The sequence below is a fragment of the Streptomyces sp. 11x1 genome (genome assembly GCF_032598905.1).
Lineage (GTDB): Bacteria > Actinomycetota > Actinomycetes > Streptomycetales > Streptomycetaceae > Streptomyces.
In genome coordinates this window covers 6919255-6937225 of sequence record NZ_CP122458.1, presented here as the reverse complement: position 1 = coordinate 6937225, position 17971 = coordinate 6919255, and the positions used below count along the sequence as shown (strand labels likewise).

General features: G+C 68.6%; 15 protein-coding genes and 2 tRNA genes. 5 read left to right on the top strand and 12 right to left on the bottom strand.

The annotated features are described in order from the left end of the window. Positions 1 to 113: 113 nt before the first annotated feature. From ndk to P8T65_RS30435, 4 genes are all read right to left on the bottom strand, one after another. Positions 114 to 527, bottom strand: coding sequence for a nucleoside-diphosphate kinase (ndk, locus tag P8T65_RS30450; RefSeq protein ID WP_184894113.1), 414 nt, complete (start codon positions 525 to 527; stop codon positions 114 to 116). 76 nt (positions 528 to 603) lie between these two features. Beyond that, positions 604 to 969 (bottom strand): DUF4233 domain-containing protein, encoded by a 366-nt coding sequence (locus P8T65_RS30445; RefSeq protein ID WP_230211719.1) that lies wholly within the window; start codon positions 967 to 969, stop codon positions 604 to 606. Positions 970 to 979: 10 nt separating this feature from the next. Then, a complete protein-coding gene (locus tag P8T65_RS30440; RefSeq protein WP_316728372.1) occupies positions 980 to 2497 on the bottom strand; it encodes a folylpolyglutamate synthase/dihydrofolate synthase family protein in 1518 nt (505 codons plus the stop codon). A 183-nt stretch (positions 2498 to 2680) separates the two neighbouring features. Continuing rightward, the gene (locus P8T65_RS30435; RefSeq protein ID WP_316728371.1) at positions 2681 to 5305 is read right to left on the bottom strand and encodes a valine--tRNA ligase; all 2625 of its coding nucleotides are present in this window, start codon (positions 5303 to 5305) and stop codon (positions 2681 to 2683) included. Positions 5306 to 5443: 138 nt separating this feature from the next. On the opposite strand from P8T65_RS30435, the gene P8T65_RS30430 reads away from it, so the two are divergent. Continuing rightward, a complete protein-coding gene (locus P8T65_RS30430; protein ID WP_316728370.1) occupies positions 5444 to 6394 on the top strand; it encodes a hypothetical protein in 951 nt (316 codons plus the stop codon). Positions 6395 to 6985: 591 nt separating this feature from the next. Here the strand turns inward: P8T65_RS30430 and clpX are convergent. The 5 genes from clpX to P8T65_RS30405 form a co-directional block, all read right to left on the bottom strand. Then, positions 6986 to 8272, bottom strand: coding sequence for an ATP-dependent Clp protease ATP-binding subunit ClpX (clpX, locus tag P8T65_RS30425; RefSeq protein ID WP_184894103.1), 1287 nt, complete (start codon positions 8270 to 8272; stop codon positions 6986 to 6988). 203 nt (positions 8273 to 8475) lie between these two features. Further along, positions 8476 to 9156 carry an ATP-dependent Clp protease proteolytic subunit gene (locus tag P8T65_RS30420; protein WP_184894101.1) on the bottom strand — a complete coding sequence of 227 codons (681 nt, stop codon included), beginning with the start codon at positions 9154 to 9156 and terminating at the stop codon, positions 8476 to 8478. Between the two features lie 79 nt (positions 9157 to 9235). Further along, a complete protein-coding gene (locus P8T65_RS30415; protein WP_239760336.1) occupies positions 9236 to 9850 on the bottom strand; it encodes an ATP-dependent Clp protease proteolytic subunit in 615 nt (204 codons plus the stop codon). Between the two features lie 410 nt (positions 9851 to 10260). Beyond that, positions 10261 to 11655: a trigger factor gene (gene tig, locus P8T65_RS30410; RefSeq protein WP_184894099.1), complete on the bottom strand. Its 1395-nt coding sequence runs from the start codon at positions 11653 to 11655 to the stop codon at positions 10261 to 10263. A 198-nt stretch (positions 11656 to 11853) separates the two neighbouring features. Further along, a tRNA-Pro gene (locus tag P8T65_RS30405) sits at positions 11854 to 11930 on the bottom strand. Positions 11931 to 12107: 177 nt separating this feature from the next. Between P8T65_RS30405 and P8T65_RS30400 the strand changes: the two genes are divergently transcribed. The 3 genes from P8T65_RS30400 (at position 12108) to P8T65_RS30390 (ending at position 13659) form a co-directional block, all read left to right on the top strand. Beyond that, positions 12108 to 12181, top strand: a tRNA-Gly gene (locus P8T65_RS30400). A gap of 93 nt (positions 12182 to 12274) precedes the next feature. After that, the gene (locus P8T65_RS30395; RefSeq protein WP_316728369.1) at positions 12275 to 13027 is read left to right on the top strand and encodes a hypothetical protein; all 753 of its coding nucleotides are present in this window, start codon (positions 12275 to 12277) and stop codon (positions 13025 to 13027) included. Between the two features lie 272 nt (positions 13028 to 13299). Continuing rightward, positions 13300 to 13659, top strand: coding sequence for a DUF6083 domain-containing protein (locus tag P8T65_RS30390; RefSeq protein WP_316731791.1), 360 nt, complete (start codon positions 13300 to 13302; stop codon positions 13657 to 13659). Here P8T65_RS30390 and P8T65_RS30385 read toward each other — a convergent pair. Next, positions 13656 to 13850, bottom strand: coding sequence for a hypothetical protein (locus P8T65_RS30385; RefSeq protein WP_033526477.1), 195 nt, complete (start codon positions 13848 to 13850; stop codon positions 13656 to 13658). The two genes, P8T65_RS30390 and P8T65_RS30385, sit on opposite strands and share 4 nt — an antisense overlap. Before the next feature lie 579 nt (positions 13851 to 14429). Between P8T65_RS30385 and P8T65_RS30380 the strand changes: the two genes are divergently transcribed. After that, positions 14430 to 15632 carry an acyltransferase family protein gene (locus P8T65_RS30380; protein ID WP_316728368.1) on the top strand — a complete coding sequence of 401 codons (1203 nt, stop codon included), beginning with the start codon at positions 14430 to 14432 and terminating at the stop codon, positions 15630 to 15632. 45 nt (positions 15633 to 15677) lie between these two features. Here the strand turns inward: P8T65_RS30380 and P8T65_RS30375 are convergent, their stop codons facing one another. Continuing rightward, the gene (locus tag P8T65_RS30375; RefSeq protein ID WP_316728367.1) at positions 15678 to 16154 is read right to left on the bottom strand and encodes an HD domain-containing protein; all 477 of its coding nucleotides are present in this window, start codon (positions 16152 to 16154) and stop codon (positions 15678 to 15680) included. 524 nt (positions 16155 to 16678) lie between these two features. Then, entirely contained in the window at positions 16679 to 17851 is a 1173-nt protein-coding gene (locus P8T65_RS30370; protein WP_230211709.1) for a PP2C family protein-serine/threonine phosphatase, read from the bottom strand. Between the last annotated feature and the right edge of the window lie 120 nt (positions 17852 to 17971).

The window sequence follows — 17971 nt, the reverse complement described above, 5'->3', positions numbered from 1 at the left end:
TCGTTCGGGTCTTCCAGAGGTGGTGGCCGGAGTCCGACGGTGGTGGCCGGTGTCCAGCGGTGTTCGCTCGGCGGGAGCGAGCGACTCGCCGGCCCCCGCCGTCGCGAACGCTACTACGCGCGCCCGGGGAAGAAGATCTTGACCTCGCGCTCGGCCGACTCCTCCGAGTCCGACGCGTGGATGAGGTTCTCGCGCACGATCACTCCGTAGTCACCACGGATGGAGCCGGGCGCGGCGGCGATCGGGTCGGTCGGTCCGGCCAGCGCGCGGACTCCCTCGATGACCCGCTCGCCCTCGACGATCAGGGCGACGACCGGACCGGAGGCCATGAACGCGACGAGCGGCTCGTAGAACGGCTTGCCCTTGTGCTCACCGTAGTGCTGCTCCAGCGTCTCCTGGTCCAGGGTCCGCAGCTCCAGCGCGGTGATCTGCCAGCCGGCCTTGCGCTCGATACGGCTGATGATCTCGCCGGTCAGGCCCCGCCGGACGGCGTCGGGCTTGAGCAGGACGAGGGTGCGCTGGCTCACTGTGGTGACTCCTTCGTTTCACGCGGGTGCGGAGCTCAGAGGCTACAGGGCGCGCCCGGCACCGTATTACGCAGCGTCATGATGCTCCGGAGGACGCACCGGCCTCGGTGGCGGCCTGCGCGGCGAACCGGGCCTTGGCCTCGTCGATCTTCCGTCCGTAGTGGATCGAGGCCCACCACAGGGCGGCGAAGACCGCGCCCAGGAAGAACATCGTCGGGACGAAGAACCCGGAGAGGATCAGCGCGATCTGGAGCGCCCAACCGAGCTGGGTCCCACCGGGCCTGGTGACGAGACCGCACAGCAGGACGCAGAGGAACATGGCGATGCCGCTGACCGTCCAGACCGTGGTCATGGCCAGATCCGGGTCCTTCATGGCGACCAGCCCGGCGAAGCCGATGACGAAGAACTCGCCGATCAGCGTCGAAGCACAGAGAGTACGCATGTCGTGGAACTCAGCCCTTCCCCAGCAGCAGCCGGGCCTCGCCGACGGTGATGACGGAACCGGTGACGAGGACGCCACCGCCCGCGAACTCGCCCTCCTCCTCGGCGAGCGTGATCGCCGCCTCCAGGGCGTCGGGCAGCCGGGGCTCGACCTGCACCCGCTCCTCGCCGAACACCTCCACCGCGATACCGGCCAGCTCGTCGGCGTCCATCGCCCGGTGGCTGGAGTTCTGCGTGATCACGACCTCGGCGAAGATCGGTTCGAAGGCCTCCAGGAGACCCCGCACGTTCTTGTCGCCGCTCGCGCCGACCACACCGATCAGCCGGCTGAAGTCGAACGCCTCACCGACGGCCTCGGCCGTGGCCCGGGCGCCCGCCGGATTGTGCGCGGCGTCCAGCACGACGGTCGGGGACCGCCGTACGACCTCCAGCCGGCCCGGCGAGGAGACGGTCGCGAAGGCCTTGCGAACCGTGTCGATGTCGAGCGGCTCGGGCCGCTGCGAACCGACGCCGAAGAACGCCTCCACGGCGGCGAGCGCGACGGCCGCGTTGTGCGCCTGGTACGGGCCGTGCAGCGGAAGGTAGACCTCGGGGTACTCGCCGCCCAGGCCTCGCAGGGTCAGCATCTGTCCGCCGACGGCGACCTGACGCGAGACGACACCGAACTCCAGACCCTCGCGGGCCACGGTCGCGTCGACCTCCACGGCCTTCTTCAGCAGCACCTGCGCCGCGTCGACCGGCTGCTGCGCCAGGATCACCGTCGCGTCCTGCTTGACGATGCCGGACTTCTCCACGGCGATCTCGGCGGGCGTCTCGCCCAGCCGGTCGGTGTGGTCGAGGCCGATGGGGGTGACGACGGCGACGTCCCCGTCGATGACGTTGGTGGCGTCCCAGGTGCCGCCCATGCCGACCTCGACGACCGCCACGTCCACGGGCGCGTCGGCGAAGGCGGCGTACGCCATCCCCGTGAGCACCTCGAAGAAGGAGAGCCGGTACTCCTGGGCCGCGTCCACCATCTCGACGTACGGCTTGATGTCCTCGTACGTCTCGATGAACCGCTCGGCGGAGATGGGAGCGCCGTCGAGGCTGATGCGCTCGGTGATCGACTGGACGTGCGGGGAGGTGTACCGGCCGGTGCGCAGTTCGAAGGCGCCGAGGAGGGCCTCGATCATGCGGGCGGTGGAGGTCTTGCCGTTGGTGCCGGTGATGTGGAGGGACGGGTACGAGCGCTGGGGCTCGCCCAGGACATCCATCAGCGCGGCGATCCTCGTGACCGAGGGCTCCAGTTTGGTCTCGCCCCAGCGGGTCGCGAGGTCGGCCTCGACGTCGCGCAGGGCCTTGTCGAGGGCCGGGTCGGCGGGCCTGGCCGGCACGTCGGCCTGCGGTGCGCCGCCCTGGGCACGCAGGGTTCGGCTGCCGGCCTCGATCACCGCGAGGTCGGGATCCCGGTCGGTCTCCGCGGCGATGATCTCCTCGAACGGGTCGGTCGGGTCGACCGGGTCGGGCTGCTGGTCACTGCGTTCGCTCACGGGGCCCAGTCTACGGACCGGGCGCCTGAGAACTCGGGGGTACCCGCGGTAGGGCGACTGCGGGTGGTGTGTGGCTGGTCGCGCAGTTCCCCGCGCCCCTGAAAGGGCTGCGCCCTTTCCCCGCCCAGCGGAAGGCCCCGGTGCTTCTCAAGCACCGGGGCCTTCCGCTGGGCCTACGAAGGGCTACGCCTTCGGGAGGCGTTCCAGTTGGGCGGTGATGCGGGTGATGTCCTCGTCCGCCTTGGCGAGGCGGCCCCGGATCTTGTCGACGACCTGGTCCGGCGCCTTCGCGAGGAACGCCTCGTTGCCAAGCTTGGCCGTGGCCTGGGCCTTCTCCTTCTCCGCGACCGCGAGGTCCTTCGCGAGGCGCTTGCGCTCGGCGGCGACGTCGATGACACCGGAGAGGTCGAGGGCGACCTCGGCCCCCGCCACCGGCAGGGTCGCGGTGGCCGCGAAGCCCTCGCCCTCCGGCTGCAGGCGCAGCAGTTGACGGATCGCGGCCTCGTGCGGGGCCAGGACCGTACCGTCGAGGGTCAGCCGGGCCGGGACGCGCTGGCCGGGCTGGAGGCCCTGGTCGGCACGGAATCGGCGGACCTCGGTGACGACCTGCTGGACCAGCTCGATCTCGCGCTCGGCGGCGTCGTCACGGAAGCCACTGTCCTTGGGCCAGTCGGCGATGACGAGGGACTCGCCGCCGGTCAGCGTCGTCCACAGGGTGTCCGTGACGAACGGGATGACCGGGTGGAGGAGGCGCAGGGCGACGTCCAGGACCTCGCCCAGGACGCGCTTGCTGACTTCGGCCGGCTCGCCGCCCGCCTGGAACGTGGTCTTGGACAGCTCGACGTACCAGTCGAAGACCTCGTCCCACGCGAAGTGGAACAGTGCGTCGCTGAGCTTGGCGAACTGGAAGTCCTCGTAGTACGCGTCGACCTGCTCGACCGTCTCGTTGAGGCGGGCGAGGATCCAGCGGTCGGTCGCGGAGAGCTGCGAGGCGTCCGGCAGCGGGCCCTCGACCGTCGCGCCGTTCATCAGCGCGAAGCGGGTCGCGTTCCAGATCTTGTTGGCGAAGTTGCGGGAGGCCTGGACCCAGTCCTCGCCGATCGGGACGTCGGTGCCCGGGTTGGCGCCGCGCGCGAGGGTGAAGCGGAGCGCGTCCGAGCCGTACTTGTCCATCCAGTCGAGCGGGTCGACGACGTTGCCGAAGGACTTCGACATCTTCTTGCCGCGCTCGTCGCGGACCAGGCCGGTCAGCGCGATGGTCTTGAACGGGACCTCCCCGTCCATCGCGTACAGGCCGAACATCATCATCCGGGCGACCCAGAAGAAGATGATGTCGTGGCCGGTGAGCAGGACGTCGGTGGAGTAGAACTTCCGCAGATCCTCGGTCTGTTCGGGCCAGCCGAGCGTGGAGAACGGCCACAGGCCGGAGGAGAACCAGGTGTCCAGGACGTCGGTGTCCTGGGTCCAGCCCTCGCCGGTGGGCGGCTGCTCGTCGGGGCCGACGCAGACCGTCTCGCCGTTCGGGCCGTACCAGACGGGGATGCGGTGGCCCCACCAGAGCTGGCGCGAGATGCACCAGTCGAACATGTTGTCCACCCAGTCGAAGTAGCGCTTCGACATGTCCTCGGGGTGGATCTTGACCCGGCCGTCGCGGACCGCGCCGCCTGCGGCCTTGGCCAGGGGCGCGACCTTGACCCACCACTGCATCGACAGCCGCGGCTCAACGGTCGTCTTGCAGCGGGAGCAGTGGCCGACGGAGTGGGTGTACGGGCGCTTCTCGGCGACGATCCGGCCCTGCGAGCGCAGCGCGCCGACGATGGCGTCACGGGCCTCGAAGCGGTCCTGGCCGAGGAAGGGGCCGTGAACGGTGATGACGCCGTGCTCGTCCATGATCGTCATGGACGGCAGGTCGTGGCGCTGGCCGATCGCGAAGTCGTTCGGGTCGTGGGCCGGCGTCACCTTGACGGCGCCCGTGCCGAACTCCGGGTCGACGTGGGTGTCGGCGACGACCGGGATGGAGCGGTCGGTCAGCGGCAGCTTGATCAGCTTGCCGATGAGGTGCTTGTACCGCTCGTCGTCCGGGTGGACGGCGACAGCGGTGTCACCGAGCATCGTCTCCGCGCGGGTGGTGGCGACGACGAGGCTGTCCTCGCCCTCTCCGTACCGGATGGAGACCAGCTCGCCGGCGTCCTCCTGGTGCTCGACCTCGATGTCGGAGATGGCCGTCAGGCACCGCGGGCACCAGTTGATGATGCGCTCGGCGCGGTAGATCAGCTCGTCGTCGTAGAGCCGCTTGAAGATGGTCTGGACGGCCTTGGACAGGCCCTCGTCCATGGTGAACCGCTCACGGTCCCAGTCGACCCCGTCGCCGAGCCGGCGCATCTGGCCGAGGATCTTGCCGCCGTACTCCTCCTTCCACTGCCAGACGCGCTCGACGAACTCCTCGCGCCCCAAGTCGTGGCGGGACTTGCCCTCTTCGGCGAGCTGCTGCTCGACCTTGTTCTGCGTGGCGATACCGGCGTGGTCCATGCCGGGGAGCCAGAGGGACTCGTACCCCTGCATGCGCTTACGGCGCGTCAGGGCGTCCATGAGGGTGTGCTGGAAGGCGTGCCCGAGGTGCAGGCTGCCGGTGACGTTCGGCGGGGGGATGACGATGGTGTACGCGGGCTTGTCGCTCTTGGCGTCGGCCGCGAAGTAACCACGCTCTACCCAGCGCTCGTACAGCGTCCCCTCTACATCGGCCGGCGCGTACTGGGTCGGCAGATCGGTGGCGGGCGCTGGAGGCTGCTGCTGAGCGTTCTCGGTCACGCGCTCAGTTTAGGGGTGTCACGGGGTGGTCCCGAAACCCGATTGTTCGGTAACGGTGTGCACCCCGATGCGCGGCGGCCATCGAGATTGCGCCAGGATGTCAGGCACACATAAGCATTCTGGAGGGGAACCCAGAGCATGAGTCACAACCAGCCGGGCCCGTACGGCGGGCAGCCCCAGCAGCCCGGACCGTACGGACAGCCGGGCCCCTACGGCCAGCAGCCGCCGCAGGCCGCCCCCCAGCCCGGCTACGGCTACCCGCAGCAGGCGCCGCCGCAGCAGCCGGGTTACGGGTACCCCCAGCAGGCTCCCCAGGGCGTGCCGCCCCAGACCTCGCCGTACGGCCAGCAGGCCCCGTACGGCGGCCAGCCGGGCTACCCGACCGTGCCCCAGCCCCCGGTCGCCCCCGGCGGTGGCGGCAAGAAGGTCGGCATCATCCTCGGCGCGGTCGCCGTGGTCGCGGCGGTCGCGGTCGGCGCGTACTTCGTCTTCAGCGGAAGCGGCGGCGCGGACATCGCCGACGACGGCCCGCACAAGCTGACCACGCCGGCGACGGTACTCAACGACGAGTTCAAGAAGTCCAGCAGCGCCGACAGCGGTGGCTTCAGCGAGGACGACATCAAGGAAGCCGAAGACCACGGTGTGAAGAACGCCAAGGACGTGAGCGCGGGGTACCAGGCTGGCGACGAGAGCAACCCGCTCTCCGCACAGATGATCAACTTCATGGGCGTCTACGGCGAGATCGACGACCCCGAGTCGGTCGTCGACGCCATGTTCGCCGACATGAAGAAGGAGGCGAGCAAGGATTCCTCGGACACGGGTGAACTCGTGGGCACTCCGGAAACGTTCACGCCCAGCGCGCTGGACGGCGCCGTCCTGAAGTGCCAGGAGACCAAGTTCGAGGGCGACTCCTCCTCCGGCGGTCCAAGCAAGATGAGCGTGCCGATCTGCATCTGGGGCGACCACAGCACGATCGGCGTCGTGATCTACGCCGACATGGCGTCCGCCATGGCGGGCAAGAGTGCGGACCTGAGCGGCGCCGCCGACAAGGCAGCCAACTTCCGTAAAGACGTGCGCGTCAAGGCGTAGCGCTTCCCGCTCACGGTCAGAGCCTCGGTCGTTCGCGACCGGGGCTCCGCTGTTGCATCCCCGAACAACTAAGTCGGCCAGCACGCGCCGAATGGCCGACACAGAGACTGCGCCCGTCGAAGGAATTCCCTTGATCACGCTACGTTTGACATGACCACGACGATCTATTTGGAGAGTCTGATGCATAAACGCATAGCGGGGTCATGGCGGCCGTAATCGCCGCTACTGGCATAGTCGGCCTGACGGCATCACCAGCGGGGGCAGCAACCTGCGGACACCGGGTACTTGAGACCGTCCAGGTGCGATACGGGCCGGGGCACCTTGAGTATCCGGCGCATGGGACCCTCGCAAGAGGCAGAACCGTCTGCATCTACGCCCACGCAACTAGCGACAGCATCCATACAGCGTGCGGCATCCGCTCCAGCCACTGGGTACGCATATCGACCGCCCTTGAACTCCCCCCGAAGTGGGTTGCAGGAGCATGCATCGCTAGCTGAGATTGAGTAAGTGCCCATGTCATAGGCGCGCGGTAGCCGAAAGGGACGCCCGGCTCTTCACCGGACGCCCCTTTGCTTCGTCGTATCCGACCGCTTACGCCGTCTTCTGCTCCCCCGGCCCCCGCCCACGCGCGTCGCGCGGGATCAGGGTCGGGTTCACGTTCGAGTGGACGACGTCCGCTGTGATGACGACCCGGGCCACGTCCTTGCGGGACGGGACCTCGTACATCACCGACATCAGGACTTCCTCCATGATGGCGCGCAGGCCGCGCGCGCCGGTCTGGCGGAGGATGGCCTGGTCGGCAATGGCTTCGAGGGCCTCGCGCTCGAAGTCCAGCTCCACGCCGTCGAGTTCGAAGAGGCGCTGGTACTGCTTCACCAGCGCGTTGCGGGGCTCGACCAGGATCTGCAGGAGCGCCTCGCGGTCCAGGTTGTGGACGGAGGTGATGACCGGGAGGCGGCCGATGAACTCCGGGATCATGCCGAACTTGACCAGGTCCTCCGGCATGACGTCCTCGAACTGGTCCTTGGACTCGAGTTCGCGCTTGGAGCGGATCGTGGCACCGAAGCCGATGCCCTTGGCGCCGGCGCGGGACTCGATGATCTTCTCCAGGCCCGCGAAGGCACCGCCCACGATGAACAGGACGTTCGTCGTGTCGATCTGGATGAACTCCTGGTGCGGGTGCTTGCGGCCGCCCTGGGGCGGGACCGACGCCGTGGTGCCCTCCAGGATCTTCAGCAGGGCCTGCTGGACGCCCTCACCCGATACGTCGCGGGTGATGGACGGGTTTTCGCTCTTTCGGGCCACCTTGTCGATCTCGTCGATGTAGATGATCCCGGTCTCGGCCTTCTTGACGTCGTAGTCGGCGGCCTGGATGAGCTTCAGCAGGATGTTCTCGACGTCCTCGCCAACGTAGCCGGCCTCCGTCAGCGCGGTCGCGTCCGCGATCGCGAACGGGACGTTCAGCATGCGCGCGAGGGTCTGGGCGAGGAGGGTCTTGCCGGAGCCCGTGGGGCCCAACAGGAGGATGTTGGACTTCGCCAACTCGATGGCGTCCTCGCGGCTTTGACCGCCGCCGTTCTCACCGGCCTGGACGCGCTTGTAGTGGTTGTAGACCGCCACGGAGAGCGCCTTCTTGGCCGCCTCCTGGCCGACCACGTACCCCTCGAGGAACTCGTAGATCTCGCGGGGCTTCGGGAGCTCCTCCCAGCGGACCTCACTGGTCTCCGCGAGTTCTTCCTCGATGATCTCGTTGCAGAGGTCGATGCACTCGTCGCAGATGTACACACCGGGCCCTGCGATGAGCTTCTTGACCTGCTTCTGGCTCTTGCCGCAGAACGAGCACTTGAGCAGATCGCCGCCGTCACCGATGCGTGCCACGGTGTGCTTCCCCTTCGCCTGGGAGACGCCTGGACTATTGGAATCCAGCGGCTCCTGGTGCTGCCTTATGTCGACGGTACCTTGCCGGGCCCCCCGTTCGGGCCCCCCTTGGCACGGTTCGCTTTGTCGTGCACCTTGTCGTGCACTGGGTCAAACGGTGCCAACCGTGCCAAGGGGCGGCAGACATTACAGCCTTTTCGCGGTCAGCGGACGCTGTTGTTGTTCATCTTCCGCGTGGAGATGATCTGGTCGATCAGGCCGTACGACAGCGCGTCCTCGGCCGTGAGGATCTTGTCGCGCTCGATGTCCTCGCGGATCTTCTCGATCGGCGTGGTCGAGTGCTTGGCCAGCATCTCCTCCAGCTGCGCACGCATCCGGAGGATCTCGTTGGCGGCGATCTCCAGGTCGGAGACCTGACCGCGGCCCGTCTCGCTGTACGGCTGGTGGATCAGGACGCGGGCGTTCGGCAGCGCCATGCGCTTGCCCGGCGTACCGGCGGCCAGCAGGATCGCGGCGGCGGAGGCCGCCTGGCCCATGCAGACCGTCTGGATGTCGGGCTTCACGAACTGCATCGTGTCGTAGATCGCGGTGAGCGCCGTGAAGGAGCCGCCGGGGCTGTTGATGTAGACCGAGATGTCCCGGTCGGGGTCCATCGACTCCAGGCACAGCAGCTGCGCCATGACGTCGTTGGCAGAGGCGTCGTCGATCTGCACGCCGAGGAAGATCACCCGCTCCTCGAAGAGCTTCGCGTACGGGTCGTACTCGCGGATGCCCTGGGAGGTGCGCTCGACGAAGCGCGGGATGACGTAACGGGACTCGGCCGTCGGACCCGAGTACTGGGAGCGTGCGCTGTCGTGGAGGCCGCTGCCGGGGAAGTCGTTCACTTGTGTCTCCTGGGAGCCTGAGAGGGGCTGAGGCGGTCGGCTGGGGGCGTTGCGGGGGTGTGCGTGCCGGCGGGTGCCGTCACGCCTGCCCGGCCCCGGTGCCGCCGCCGCCCGGCATGCCCGCGGCGGTGGCGATGACGTCGTCGATGAGGCCGTAGGCCTTGGCCTCGAAGGCGTCGAACCAGCGGTCGCGGTCCGAGTCACGGGTGATCTGCTCGACCGACTGGCCCGTGTGCTGGGAGGTGAGCTCGGCCATGCGCTTCTTGGTGTGCAGCAGCCGCTCGGCGTGGATCTTGATGTCCGAGGCGGAGCCCGCCAGGCCCGCGGAGGGCTGGTGGATCAGGATCTCGGCGTTCGGCAGCGCGAAGCGCTTGCCCGGGGTGCCCGCGCTGAGCAGGAACTGCCCCATCGAGGCCGCCAGACCCATGGCGATGGTCACCACGTCGTTCTTGATGTACTGCATCGTGTCGTAGATCGCCATGCCGGCCGTGATCGAGCCGCCCGGGCTGTTGATGTACAGGTAAATGTCCTTGTCCGGGTCGGCGGCAAGGAGCAGCAGCTGTGCGGTGATCTTGTTCGCGATGTCGTCGTCGACCGGCTGGCCGAGGAAGATGATCCGCTCGTTGAGCAGCCGGTTGTAGACATGGTCGCCGAGGCCACCGCCGATGGAAGGCTCGCCGGCGGCGGAGGGCATCAGATTCGTCACGTATCCACCTGCTCGTCTTACGACGGCGCCGGGCCGTCTTCACGTTTCCCTTCCGGGGGCCGAGCCGTTTTCCCGACGGCTCCGCCCTCGTATTCATGGACCCTAACGCGGTGGCTCCGCCGGTGAATCCCGCAGAGGGAACTGTTCGCTGTCAGCGCATGCGTGTGCGCTCCGCTGGTGGGGCGGGCACTGGTGGCCCCCGGCCGCCGAAGGGGCGCGGGGAACTGCGCGACCGGCCCTCCACGAGCCGCAGGCGCGTCTGCCACGTCAGGTGTATCGGCGGGTGCGGCTCGTACGGGGCCGGTCGCGCAGTTCCCCGCGCCCCTGGGTAGGCCGACGGGCCCCCGGGTCATGAGTGACCCGGGGGCCCGTCTTCGAGCCTGCTGTTCGCGGGGTGATCAGGCCTCGGGGGCCTTCTCCTCCGCCTCGACCGCGGCGGGGGCCTCTTCGGCGGAGCCCTCGGCGGAAGCGTCCTCGTCCTCGTCGTCGTCCAGGTCGACGATCTCGCCGTTGGTGTCCTTCACCGTGGAGGACTCGACGACCAGGGCCAGGGCCTTGCCGCGGGCGACCTCGCCGACGAGGAGCTGGACCTGGTTGTTCTGGACGACGGCCTGGGCGAACTGGTCCGGGGACATGCCGGAGGAGGCCGCGCGGCGCATGAGGTGCTCGGTGAGCTCCTCCTGGTTGACGTTCAGCTTCTCCTTGGCGACCAGCTCGTCGAGGACGAACTGGGTCTTGATGCCCTTGACGGCCGCTTCCTTGGTCTCGGCGTCGAACTCCTCGACCGTCTTGCCCTGGATCTCGAGGTACTTCTCGAGGTCGAGGCCCATCTGGCCGAGCTGGTGGTGCTCCAGGTTGTGCTTGCGGGTGTTGATCTCGTCCTCGAGCAGCTTCTCGGGGACGGGCACCTCGACGAGCTCCAGCAGCTTCTCCAGGACGCGCTCCTGGGCCTGCGTGGCCTGGTCGTACTGCTTCATGTTCTCCAGGCGCTTGCGGCTGTCGGCGCGCAGCTCCTCGAGGGTGTCGAACTCGGAGGCGAGCTGGGCGAACTCGTCGTCCAGGGCCGGGAGTTCACGGGCGGCGACCTGGGAGACCTTGACGGTCACCTCGGCCTCCTTGCCGGCCGCCGAGCCGCCCTTGAGCTCGGAGGTGAAGGTGGCCTCGCCACCGGCCTCCAGGCCCTTCACGGCGTCGTCGATGCCGTCCAGCAGCTCGCCGGAGCCGATGGTGTAGGAGACGCCCTCGGCGACGCCGTCCTCGAGGACCTCGCCGTCGACCTTGGCCTCCAGGTCGAGCGTCACGACGTCGCCGTCCTCGGCGGCGCGCTCGACCGGGGAGGTGGAGGCGAAGCGCTCGCGGAGCTGCTCCACCGCCTTCTCGACGTCCTCCTCGGTGACCTCGACGGCGTCGACCTCGACCTCGATGCCGGAGTAGTCCGGGATCTCGATGGTCGGGCGGACGTCGACCTCGGCGGTGAAGTTCAGCGTCTCGCCGTCCTTCAGCTCCGTGATGTCGACCTCGGGCTGGCCCAGGACGTTGAGCTCGGCCTCGTTGACCGCGTCGGTGTAGAACTTCGGAAGCGCGTCGTTGACCGCCTCCTCCAGGACCGCACCGCGGCCGAACCGCTGGTCGATGACGCGGGCCGGGATCTTGCCCTTGCGGAAGCCCTTCACCGTGACCTGCTGGTTGATCTTCTTGTACGCCGCGTCGAGGCTGTCCTTGAGCTCCTCGAAGGGCACCTCGATGCTGAGCCGAACCCGGGTCGGGTTCAGGGTCTCCACGGCGCTCTTCACGGTTCGGTCTCCTTGGGGGCTGACTTCTTGGGGTTCTGCTGACGTCCCCCGCCGGTGCGGCGGGGTTTCAGCGGATTAGCGGCCCTTGAGAGACGTGAGAGTGCAGACACACGGGCGCGCAGCTTGCATAGTAACCGCAGGCGGTACACGCCCCAAAAGGCGATCTTGCCGGTGGGCGGGCGCGCCGTACCGGCGCGGTGGTCGGGGTGGCGGGATTTGAACCCACGGCCTTCCGCTCCCAAAGCGGACGCGCTACCAAGCTGCGCCACACCCCGTCTGGTGCGACACGTAGGGTACATGCCCGCAGGCCATACGGTTGCCGGATTTACCGAGTACGCGGGCGCGTGCGACGGCGGGCGCGGGGCGCGGCCCGAAAGCGGTGTGCGGCGGAGCCGCCCGACCCGCTACGATGCCTTCAGTGCCGCGGTCCTGCAACCTGCGGCGCGCGTTGTGCGGGCGTAGCTCAATGGTAGAGCCCTAGTCTTCCAAACTAGCTACGCGGGTTCGATTCCCGTCGCCCGCTCCATACCGCTCAGGGTCAGGCCGGAGAATCTTCTCTCCGCCTGGCCCTGATCGTTTTTCATCACGGTCGGAGAGAGCCTTGAGGAGGTTCCCTGCCATGCACCGCTCGGTCGCCGTGGCGGTCGGTGTCGCGACCGCCGCCCTGCTTGTCGGCTGTGGCTCCGGGAGTGCCGGGGAGGCACCCGCGCCGCCGTCGAAGAGCGGTACGTCCGTCTCATCGGGGGCCGACGGCTCGTTCGACGTCGAGGCGGCGCTCGAGAACGCGGATCCGGCGCCCTACTCGGCCGAGGTGCGGACGGAGACCTATGCGGGCTCCACGCTGACGGTGGTCATGACCGGCCGGATGAACTTCAACGCGTCGAGCCCTACGGGTCGGCTGACCGCGGCGGCCTCCGACAGCGTCCCGAAGGACCAGGCGTTCGAGGCGGAAACGATCCTGCTGGAGGACGCGACCAACACGCGCACCGTGGGGGGCGACGGAGCGGCCGGTGAGTGGCGCCGTACGGGACGGGGCTCCTCGGGTGCGGAGGTGGCCGACTACGGCGCTTACGCACAACTCCTCCTGGACCTCGGGCCGAAGGCTCGCAAAGGCCCGGAAGAGGTGAACGGGATCCGTACGTATCGACTCTCCGGCGAGGTCACCCAGGACCGGCTCCGGACCGTGGACCGTCGGCTGTACGACAGGATGCGCGCCACGGGCACCAAGGAGTTCGCCTGCGAGGTGTGGGTCGACGAGGCCGGCCGGGTCGTACGGTTCGAGCAGCGGCTCGAGGTGTCCGGCGACGCGGCGCGCAACGTCGTGACCCTCAAGGGCTTCAGGGGCCCGGTGACCGTGAGCGCGCCCGAGTAGCTTCAGGCGATCACCTCGCCCTTCCGAGGCGGCACATGGCGCCCGAGGCGGCCCATGGTGGCTGACGACATCGCGCGAAAAGGCCGAATCGCGACCTATTGGGATTCGGCCGGATTCGCTCACACTCGGCTTTATGGGGGGGTGCGAGTCGGGATGGCGACCGGTCGGCATGCGATGAATACGGGGAGACCGGTGTCAGCGTGGGCGAGCGCGGGCGGTTCCGGCTTCTGGCGTGGCTCCGCGAGAGGTGCTGGAACACCTTCGCCAACGAGATGGCCGCGACCGACGGAGCCACGGCTGCACCGAGACCGGACCCCGGCCCCGATGACGTGACGTGGATCGAACCGCCGGTTTGCCCTGAATGCGGCGCCTTGGTCCGCATATACCCGACGAACTACGACCGTTGGGTCAGTCTCGCCATGATGGAGCTGCCCGCCAAGGACGTGCCGGAGGCCTTCCGATGGCGTCTGACGAGGGTTCCGGACCCCTCTCCCGTCCCCACGGACGTCGTGGCCGTACGAGTGCGCGGGATCGATCCACTGCCGGGTGAACCCGTCGCGCCGGCCCACCGCATGGTGTGCGTCGGGGGCCCGGGTTCACCGTCTCGCGGTGAGCGGTCGGGCCGGCACTAGAACTGGATCGAGTTGATGGTGTCCGCTATCGAGTTCAGGAAGCGTTGGATGTCGTCGGCCATGCCCGTCGAGGCGAGGAAGAAGCCGAAGAGGATGGCGACGACGGCCGGGCCGGCCTTGATCGTCCCCCCTCGCATCAGAACCACCAGGATGATCCCCAGCAAGAGCACCACTGACAGCGAAATGGCCACACAGATCACACCCTCGGTCGGTCCGCACTCCCGGCCCGGGGCGCCGACCCCACGCGCACCCCGCCAGAACCATCGTGCCACCAACCAGGCCGTCATATGCAGCGGCTGAGGCAACGTCGACCACGGCACCACACCCGCGCCACCCCCGCCCCCGGTCAACGGGAGGACCTCGGAGGTGAATTCGACGTGATCGTTTCCGTGCACACACAACCCGAGCGCAGGGAATTCGAATTGTTGCCACAGACACACCAAGGGGCCCACCCAGGACGGTAATTAACCGGACATTTCACCGGAATCGCCTGCGCTCGCTATGCACCATTTAGTCGGGATGAATACGGACAGACCGGTGCGGTTCATGTGCCTTGGGGTGTACGGACGGTGATGTTCCGCGTGAGGCACACTTCACCGAATCCCGGGTACCCGTGAGTGACACGTACCCCTCAATACAGGATTCACGTCGGTGGTTTTACGAAATCGCACAGACAACGCTAGGGTGCCTCAGATGTTCACCGCTGCCTCGTCCCCCGCTTGCGCAGCGAGTGCTCGGGCCGTCCCCCGGAGTTCCCGGCGGGAGGGTCTGTGACGAACTCGCTGCGACCGCACGGCCGGTCCAGGGCGCCGCTCCCGCCGGCACAGTCACCACAGTCGCCGGCCGACGGAGTGCCGAGTCCGCGCTCGCTGAAGTCCTCGTCCCCTCACCCGACGCCGGGTGGCGCCTCCCCGGAGGCCAGACCGGCCAAACAGCGTGACGCGTTCTTCGACAACGCGAAGTACCTCGCCATCGTGTTCGTCGCGATGGGGCACGCGTGGGAGCCGCTGACCGATCACAGCCGCGCCGCCGAGGCGCTGTACATGGTCGTGTACACGTTCCACATGCCGGCCTTCATCATCATCTCCGGCTACTTCTCGCGCAGTTTCGACATGCGTCCCGACCGGCTCCGCCGGCTGATCACCGGCATCGCCGTGCCGTACGTCCTCTTCGAGATCGCGTACTCCTTCTTCAAGCGGTACGGCAACGACGACCCCTCCCATCCGATCAGCCTGCTCGACCCGTGGTACCTCACCTGGTTCCTGATCGCGCTGTTCGTGTGGCGGCTGACCACCCCGCTGTGGAAGGTGGTGCGCTGGCCGATCCCGGTGGCGCTCGGCATCGCGGCGCTCGCCTCCGTCTCGCCCGACATCGGCGACGACCTGGACCTGCAACGCGTCCTTCAGTTCCTGCCCTTCTTCGTCGTCGGTCTCTTCATGAAGCCCGCGCACTTCCAGTTCATGCGGCGCCGTGAGGTGCGGATGCTGTCCGTGCCGGTGGCGGCCGTCGCGCTGGCGATGGCGTACTGGGTGGGGCCGCACATGAACTCGGCGTGGTTCTACCACCGGGACAGCGCCCAGGAGCTGGGTGCGCCGTGGTGGGCCGGGGTCGTCATGACCTTCGCGCTCTTCGGCTGCTCCATGGTGCTCACCACCTGCTTCTTCGCCTGGGTGCCCCGGCGGAAGATGTGGTTCACCGTGCTGGGCGCGGGCACGCTCTACGGCTACCTGCTGCACGGGTTCCTCGCGAAGGGCTCGCGCTTCTGGGACTGGTACGACGCCAACGCATGGGTGTACCAGCCGCTGGGCGAGCTGGTCGTCACGGTCTTCGCCGCGGCCGTCATCACCGTGCTGTGCACGCCGCCGGTGCAGCGGATGTTCCGGTTCGCCATGGAGCCGAAGATGGAGTGGGCGTTCAAGAGGGACGCCGCCGAGTTGGCTCGGGAGCGGGGGAAGGCCGGGGCCAAGGTCTAGCTCCCCCGGGCCGTTTCACCTTCATCCCCGCTCTCGGCGGGTGCGTCACGTCGCCTCCTCGGCCGTCGGTTCGTCCGGCAGGCCGAGGAGGTTTCGCATGTGGGCGTACTTGGCGGTGAGGCGGGTGCGGGTGGGAGCGTCCAGGACGGCCAGGCGGGCGGGGTTCGCGTTGTGGGCCAGGTCGGACTGTTTGACCAGGAGGGCGCCGGGGGTGGTGAGGATGCGGGCGGCGTAGGCCTCCAGGGGTTCGCCGGGGTGTTTGGTGAGGGCCCGGACGATGGCCTTCGTGCGGGGAGTCAGAGGGGCGGTGGTCAGCCATTCCTCGGTGAGGGCGTGGTCCTCGATGGCGTCGTGCAGCCAGGCTGCGGCGATCTGGTCTGTGTCGCCGCCGCGGGTGGCTACGCCGTGGGCGACCGCCTGGAGGTGGTCGGTGTAGGGGTGGCCGGCCTTGTCTGTCTGGGTGGCGTGGGCGGCTCGGGCAAGAGTCTCAACTTCGGGGAGGGTGAGGTGGGTCGGGGGCATCGTGGGGCTCCTTTGTGGGTTTGCGGGTCCGCGGGTCCGTTGGGTTTGTGCTGGTTTGCCTGCTCGCGAGTTCACTGGTTGCGGTCTTGGGGGTCGCCCCCGCCGCCCCTACCCGTCCCGTCCTCCAGGGGCTGTGCCCCTTCGACCCCCTTGGGTGTGTGAGGGGTTCGGGGGACGGTTGGGCGGGTGGGCGGGTGGGCGAGATTTGGGTGGGGACGGGTGGGGTGTTGGGTGCGGGTTCGTCGTGGTTGCTCGCGCAGTTCCCCGCGCCCCTGAAGGGCGCGCAGGTCCCCTGCGGGCCGATACACGACGCTCGAACTCCGCGGGCCGATCTGCGATGGTCAAGCCCCGCTCCCGAGCCGATCGACGACGCTCAAACCCCCGCCCCCGCCCCGCCCCGCGTCGATCGGCGACGGTCGCACCCCTGCGGGGCGATCTGCTTCGGTCGAGTCGTCGCGCTGCTCGGCGGGCTGCGGCTCTCGTGTGGCGGCGTGGTTTGCGGGTCGGGGTGGGGCGGTGGGGCTCTACCTCGTCGGGGTGGGGCCTTCTCGGCAGATCAGCAGGAGGGCTCGGTCGTCGTTGACGTCCTTGGCCACCGCTTCGATCAGGTGCCAGGCAGCGCCGTGGAAGCCACCGGCGACGTAGCGGTCGGCCTCGCCCGTGAGGCGGTCGATGCCTTCGACGATGTCGCGGTCGGACGTCTCGACGAGGCCGTCGGTGAAGAGCATCAGGACGTCGCCGGGGCGCAGGGAGCCCTTGACCGGGTCGAACTGGGCGCCGTCGTAGACGCCGAGGAGGGGGCCCTCGGCGGCCTTCTCCTCCCAGCGGCCGGTGCCGGCACTGAGTTGGAGGCCCGGCGGGTGGCCGGCGGAGAAGAGTTCGTAGTCGCCGGAGTCGAGGTCGAGGACGAGGTGGATGGAGGTCGCGAAGCCCTCGTCCCAGTCCTGGCGCAGGAGGTAGCCGTTGGCCGCCGGGAGAAACGCGTGCGGGGGGAGCGAACCCAGCAGGCCGCCGAAGGCGCCGGAGAGGAGCAGGGCTCGGGAGCCCGCGTCCATGCCCTTGCCGGAGACGTCGGTGAGCACGACTTCCAGGGTGCGGCCGCCGTTCGTCCGGGCGGCCACGACGAAGTCGCCCGAGAACGACTGGCCGCCCGCCGGGCGCAGCGCCATCTCGCGGTGCCAACCGGTCGGCAGCTGCGGCAGCTTGCTCTGCACGCGGATGCGTTCGCGCAGGTCGAAGAGCATGGTGCCGCCGCGCCGCCAGGGGACGCCGACGCGGCTGCGGAACTGGGCGATGAGCAGACCGAAGAAACCGCAGGCGGCGACCACGAGCACGGTGCCGGGCGTCACCCGGGCCGGACCATCGGTGTACGGGCCGAGCTTGACGGACTCCACGATGAGGGCCGTCGCGGCTGCGGCGTAGAGGCCGAGGAGGCTGGCGGGCCGGAGCAGCAGACCGCCGGCGACGATGGGGAGGACGAGGACGGCGGGTGAGAACCACACCTCGTTGATCATCGTGAGACAGGCGATCAGCGGGATCGTCAGCAGCAGACCGGCCAGGGCGATCCAGTCGGAGCCGTCCCCGCGGAAGTAGTCGACGGCGGATTTGCGCAGGCCGGTGCGGGCCCGGTGAACCAGCTTCTTCATCCGGGCCGTGAGCGTATCGGCCGCCGCGCGCCGCTCTCGTCCTGCTGCCATTGTTCGGGACCTTATCCATCGGACCAGCCCCTGTGCACAGGAGGTCCTACTTGTCCCCCTTCCGAGGGCCGGTTCACGACGAATCTCACACAGATCTCACACCGGAACGCGCTCTTCGGC

Coding starts and splice junctions, on each gene's coding strand:
- P8T65_RS30430 (WP_316728370.1), top strand. CDS start 5,444: ATGAGTCACAACCAGCCGGGCCCGTACGGCGGGCAGCCCCAGCAGCCC.
- P8T65_RS30415 (WP_239760336.1), bottom strand. CDS start 9,850: ATGCCCTCCGCCGCCGGCGAGCCTTCCATCGGCGGTGGCCTCGGCGAC.
- P8T65_RS30375 (WP_316728367.1), bottom strand. CDS start 16,154: ATGCCCCCGACCCACCTCACCCTCCCCGAAGTTGAGACTCTTGCCCGA.
- P8T65_RS30445 (WP_230211719.1), bottom strand. CDS start 969: ATGCGTACTCTCTGTGCTTCGACGCTGATCGGCGAGTTCTTCGTCATC.
- P8T65_RS30370 (WP_230211709.1), bottom strand. CDS start 17,851: ATGGCAGCAGGACGAGAGCGGCGCGCGGCGGCCGATACGCTCACGGCC.
- P8T65_RS30395 (WP_316728369.1), top strand. CDS start 12,275: ATGCACCGCTCGGTCGCCGTGGCGGTCGGTGTCGCGACCGCCGCCCTG.
- P8T65_RS30390 (WP_316731791.1), top strand. CDS start 13,300: ATGGCCGCGACCGACGGAGCCACGGCTGCACCGAGACCGGACCCCGGC.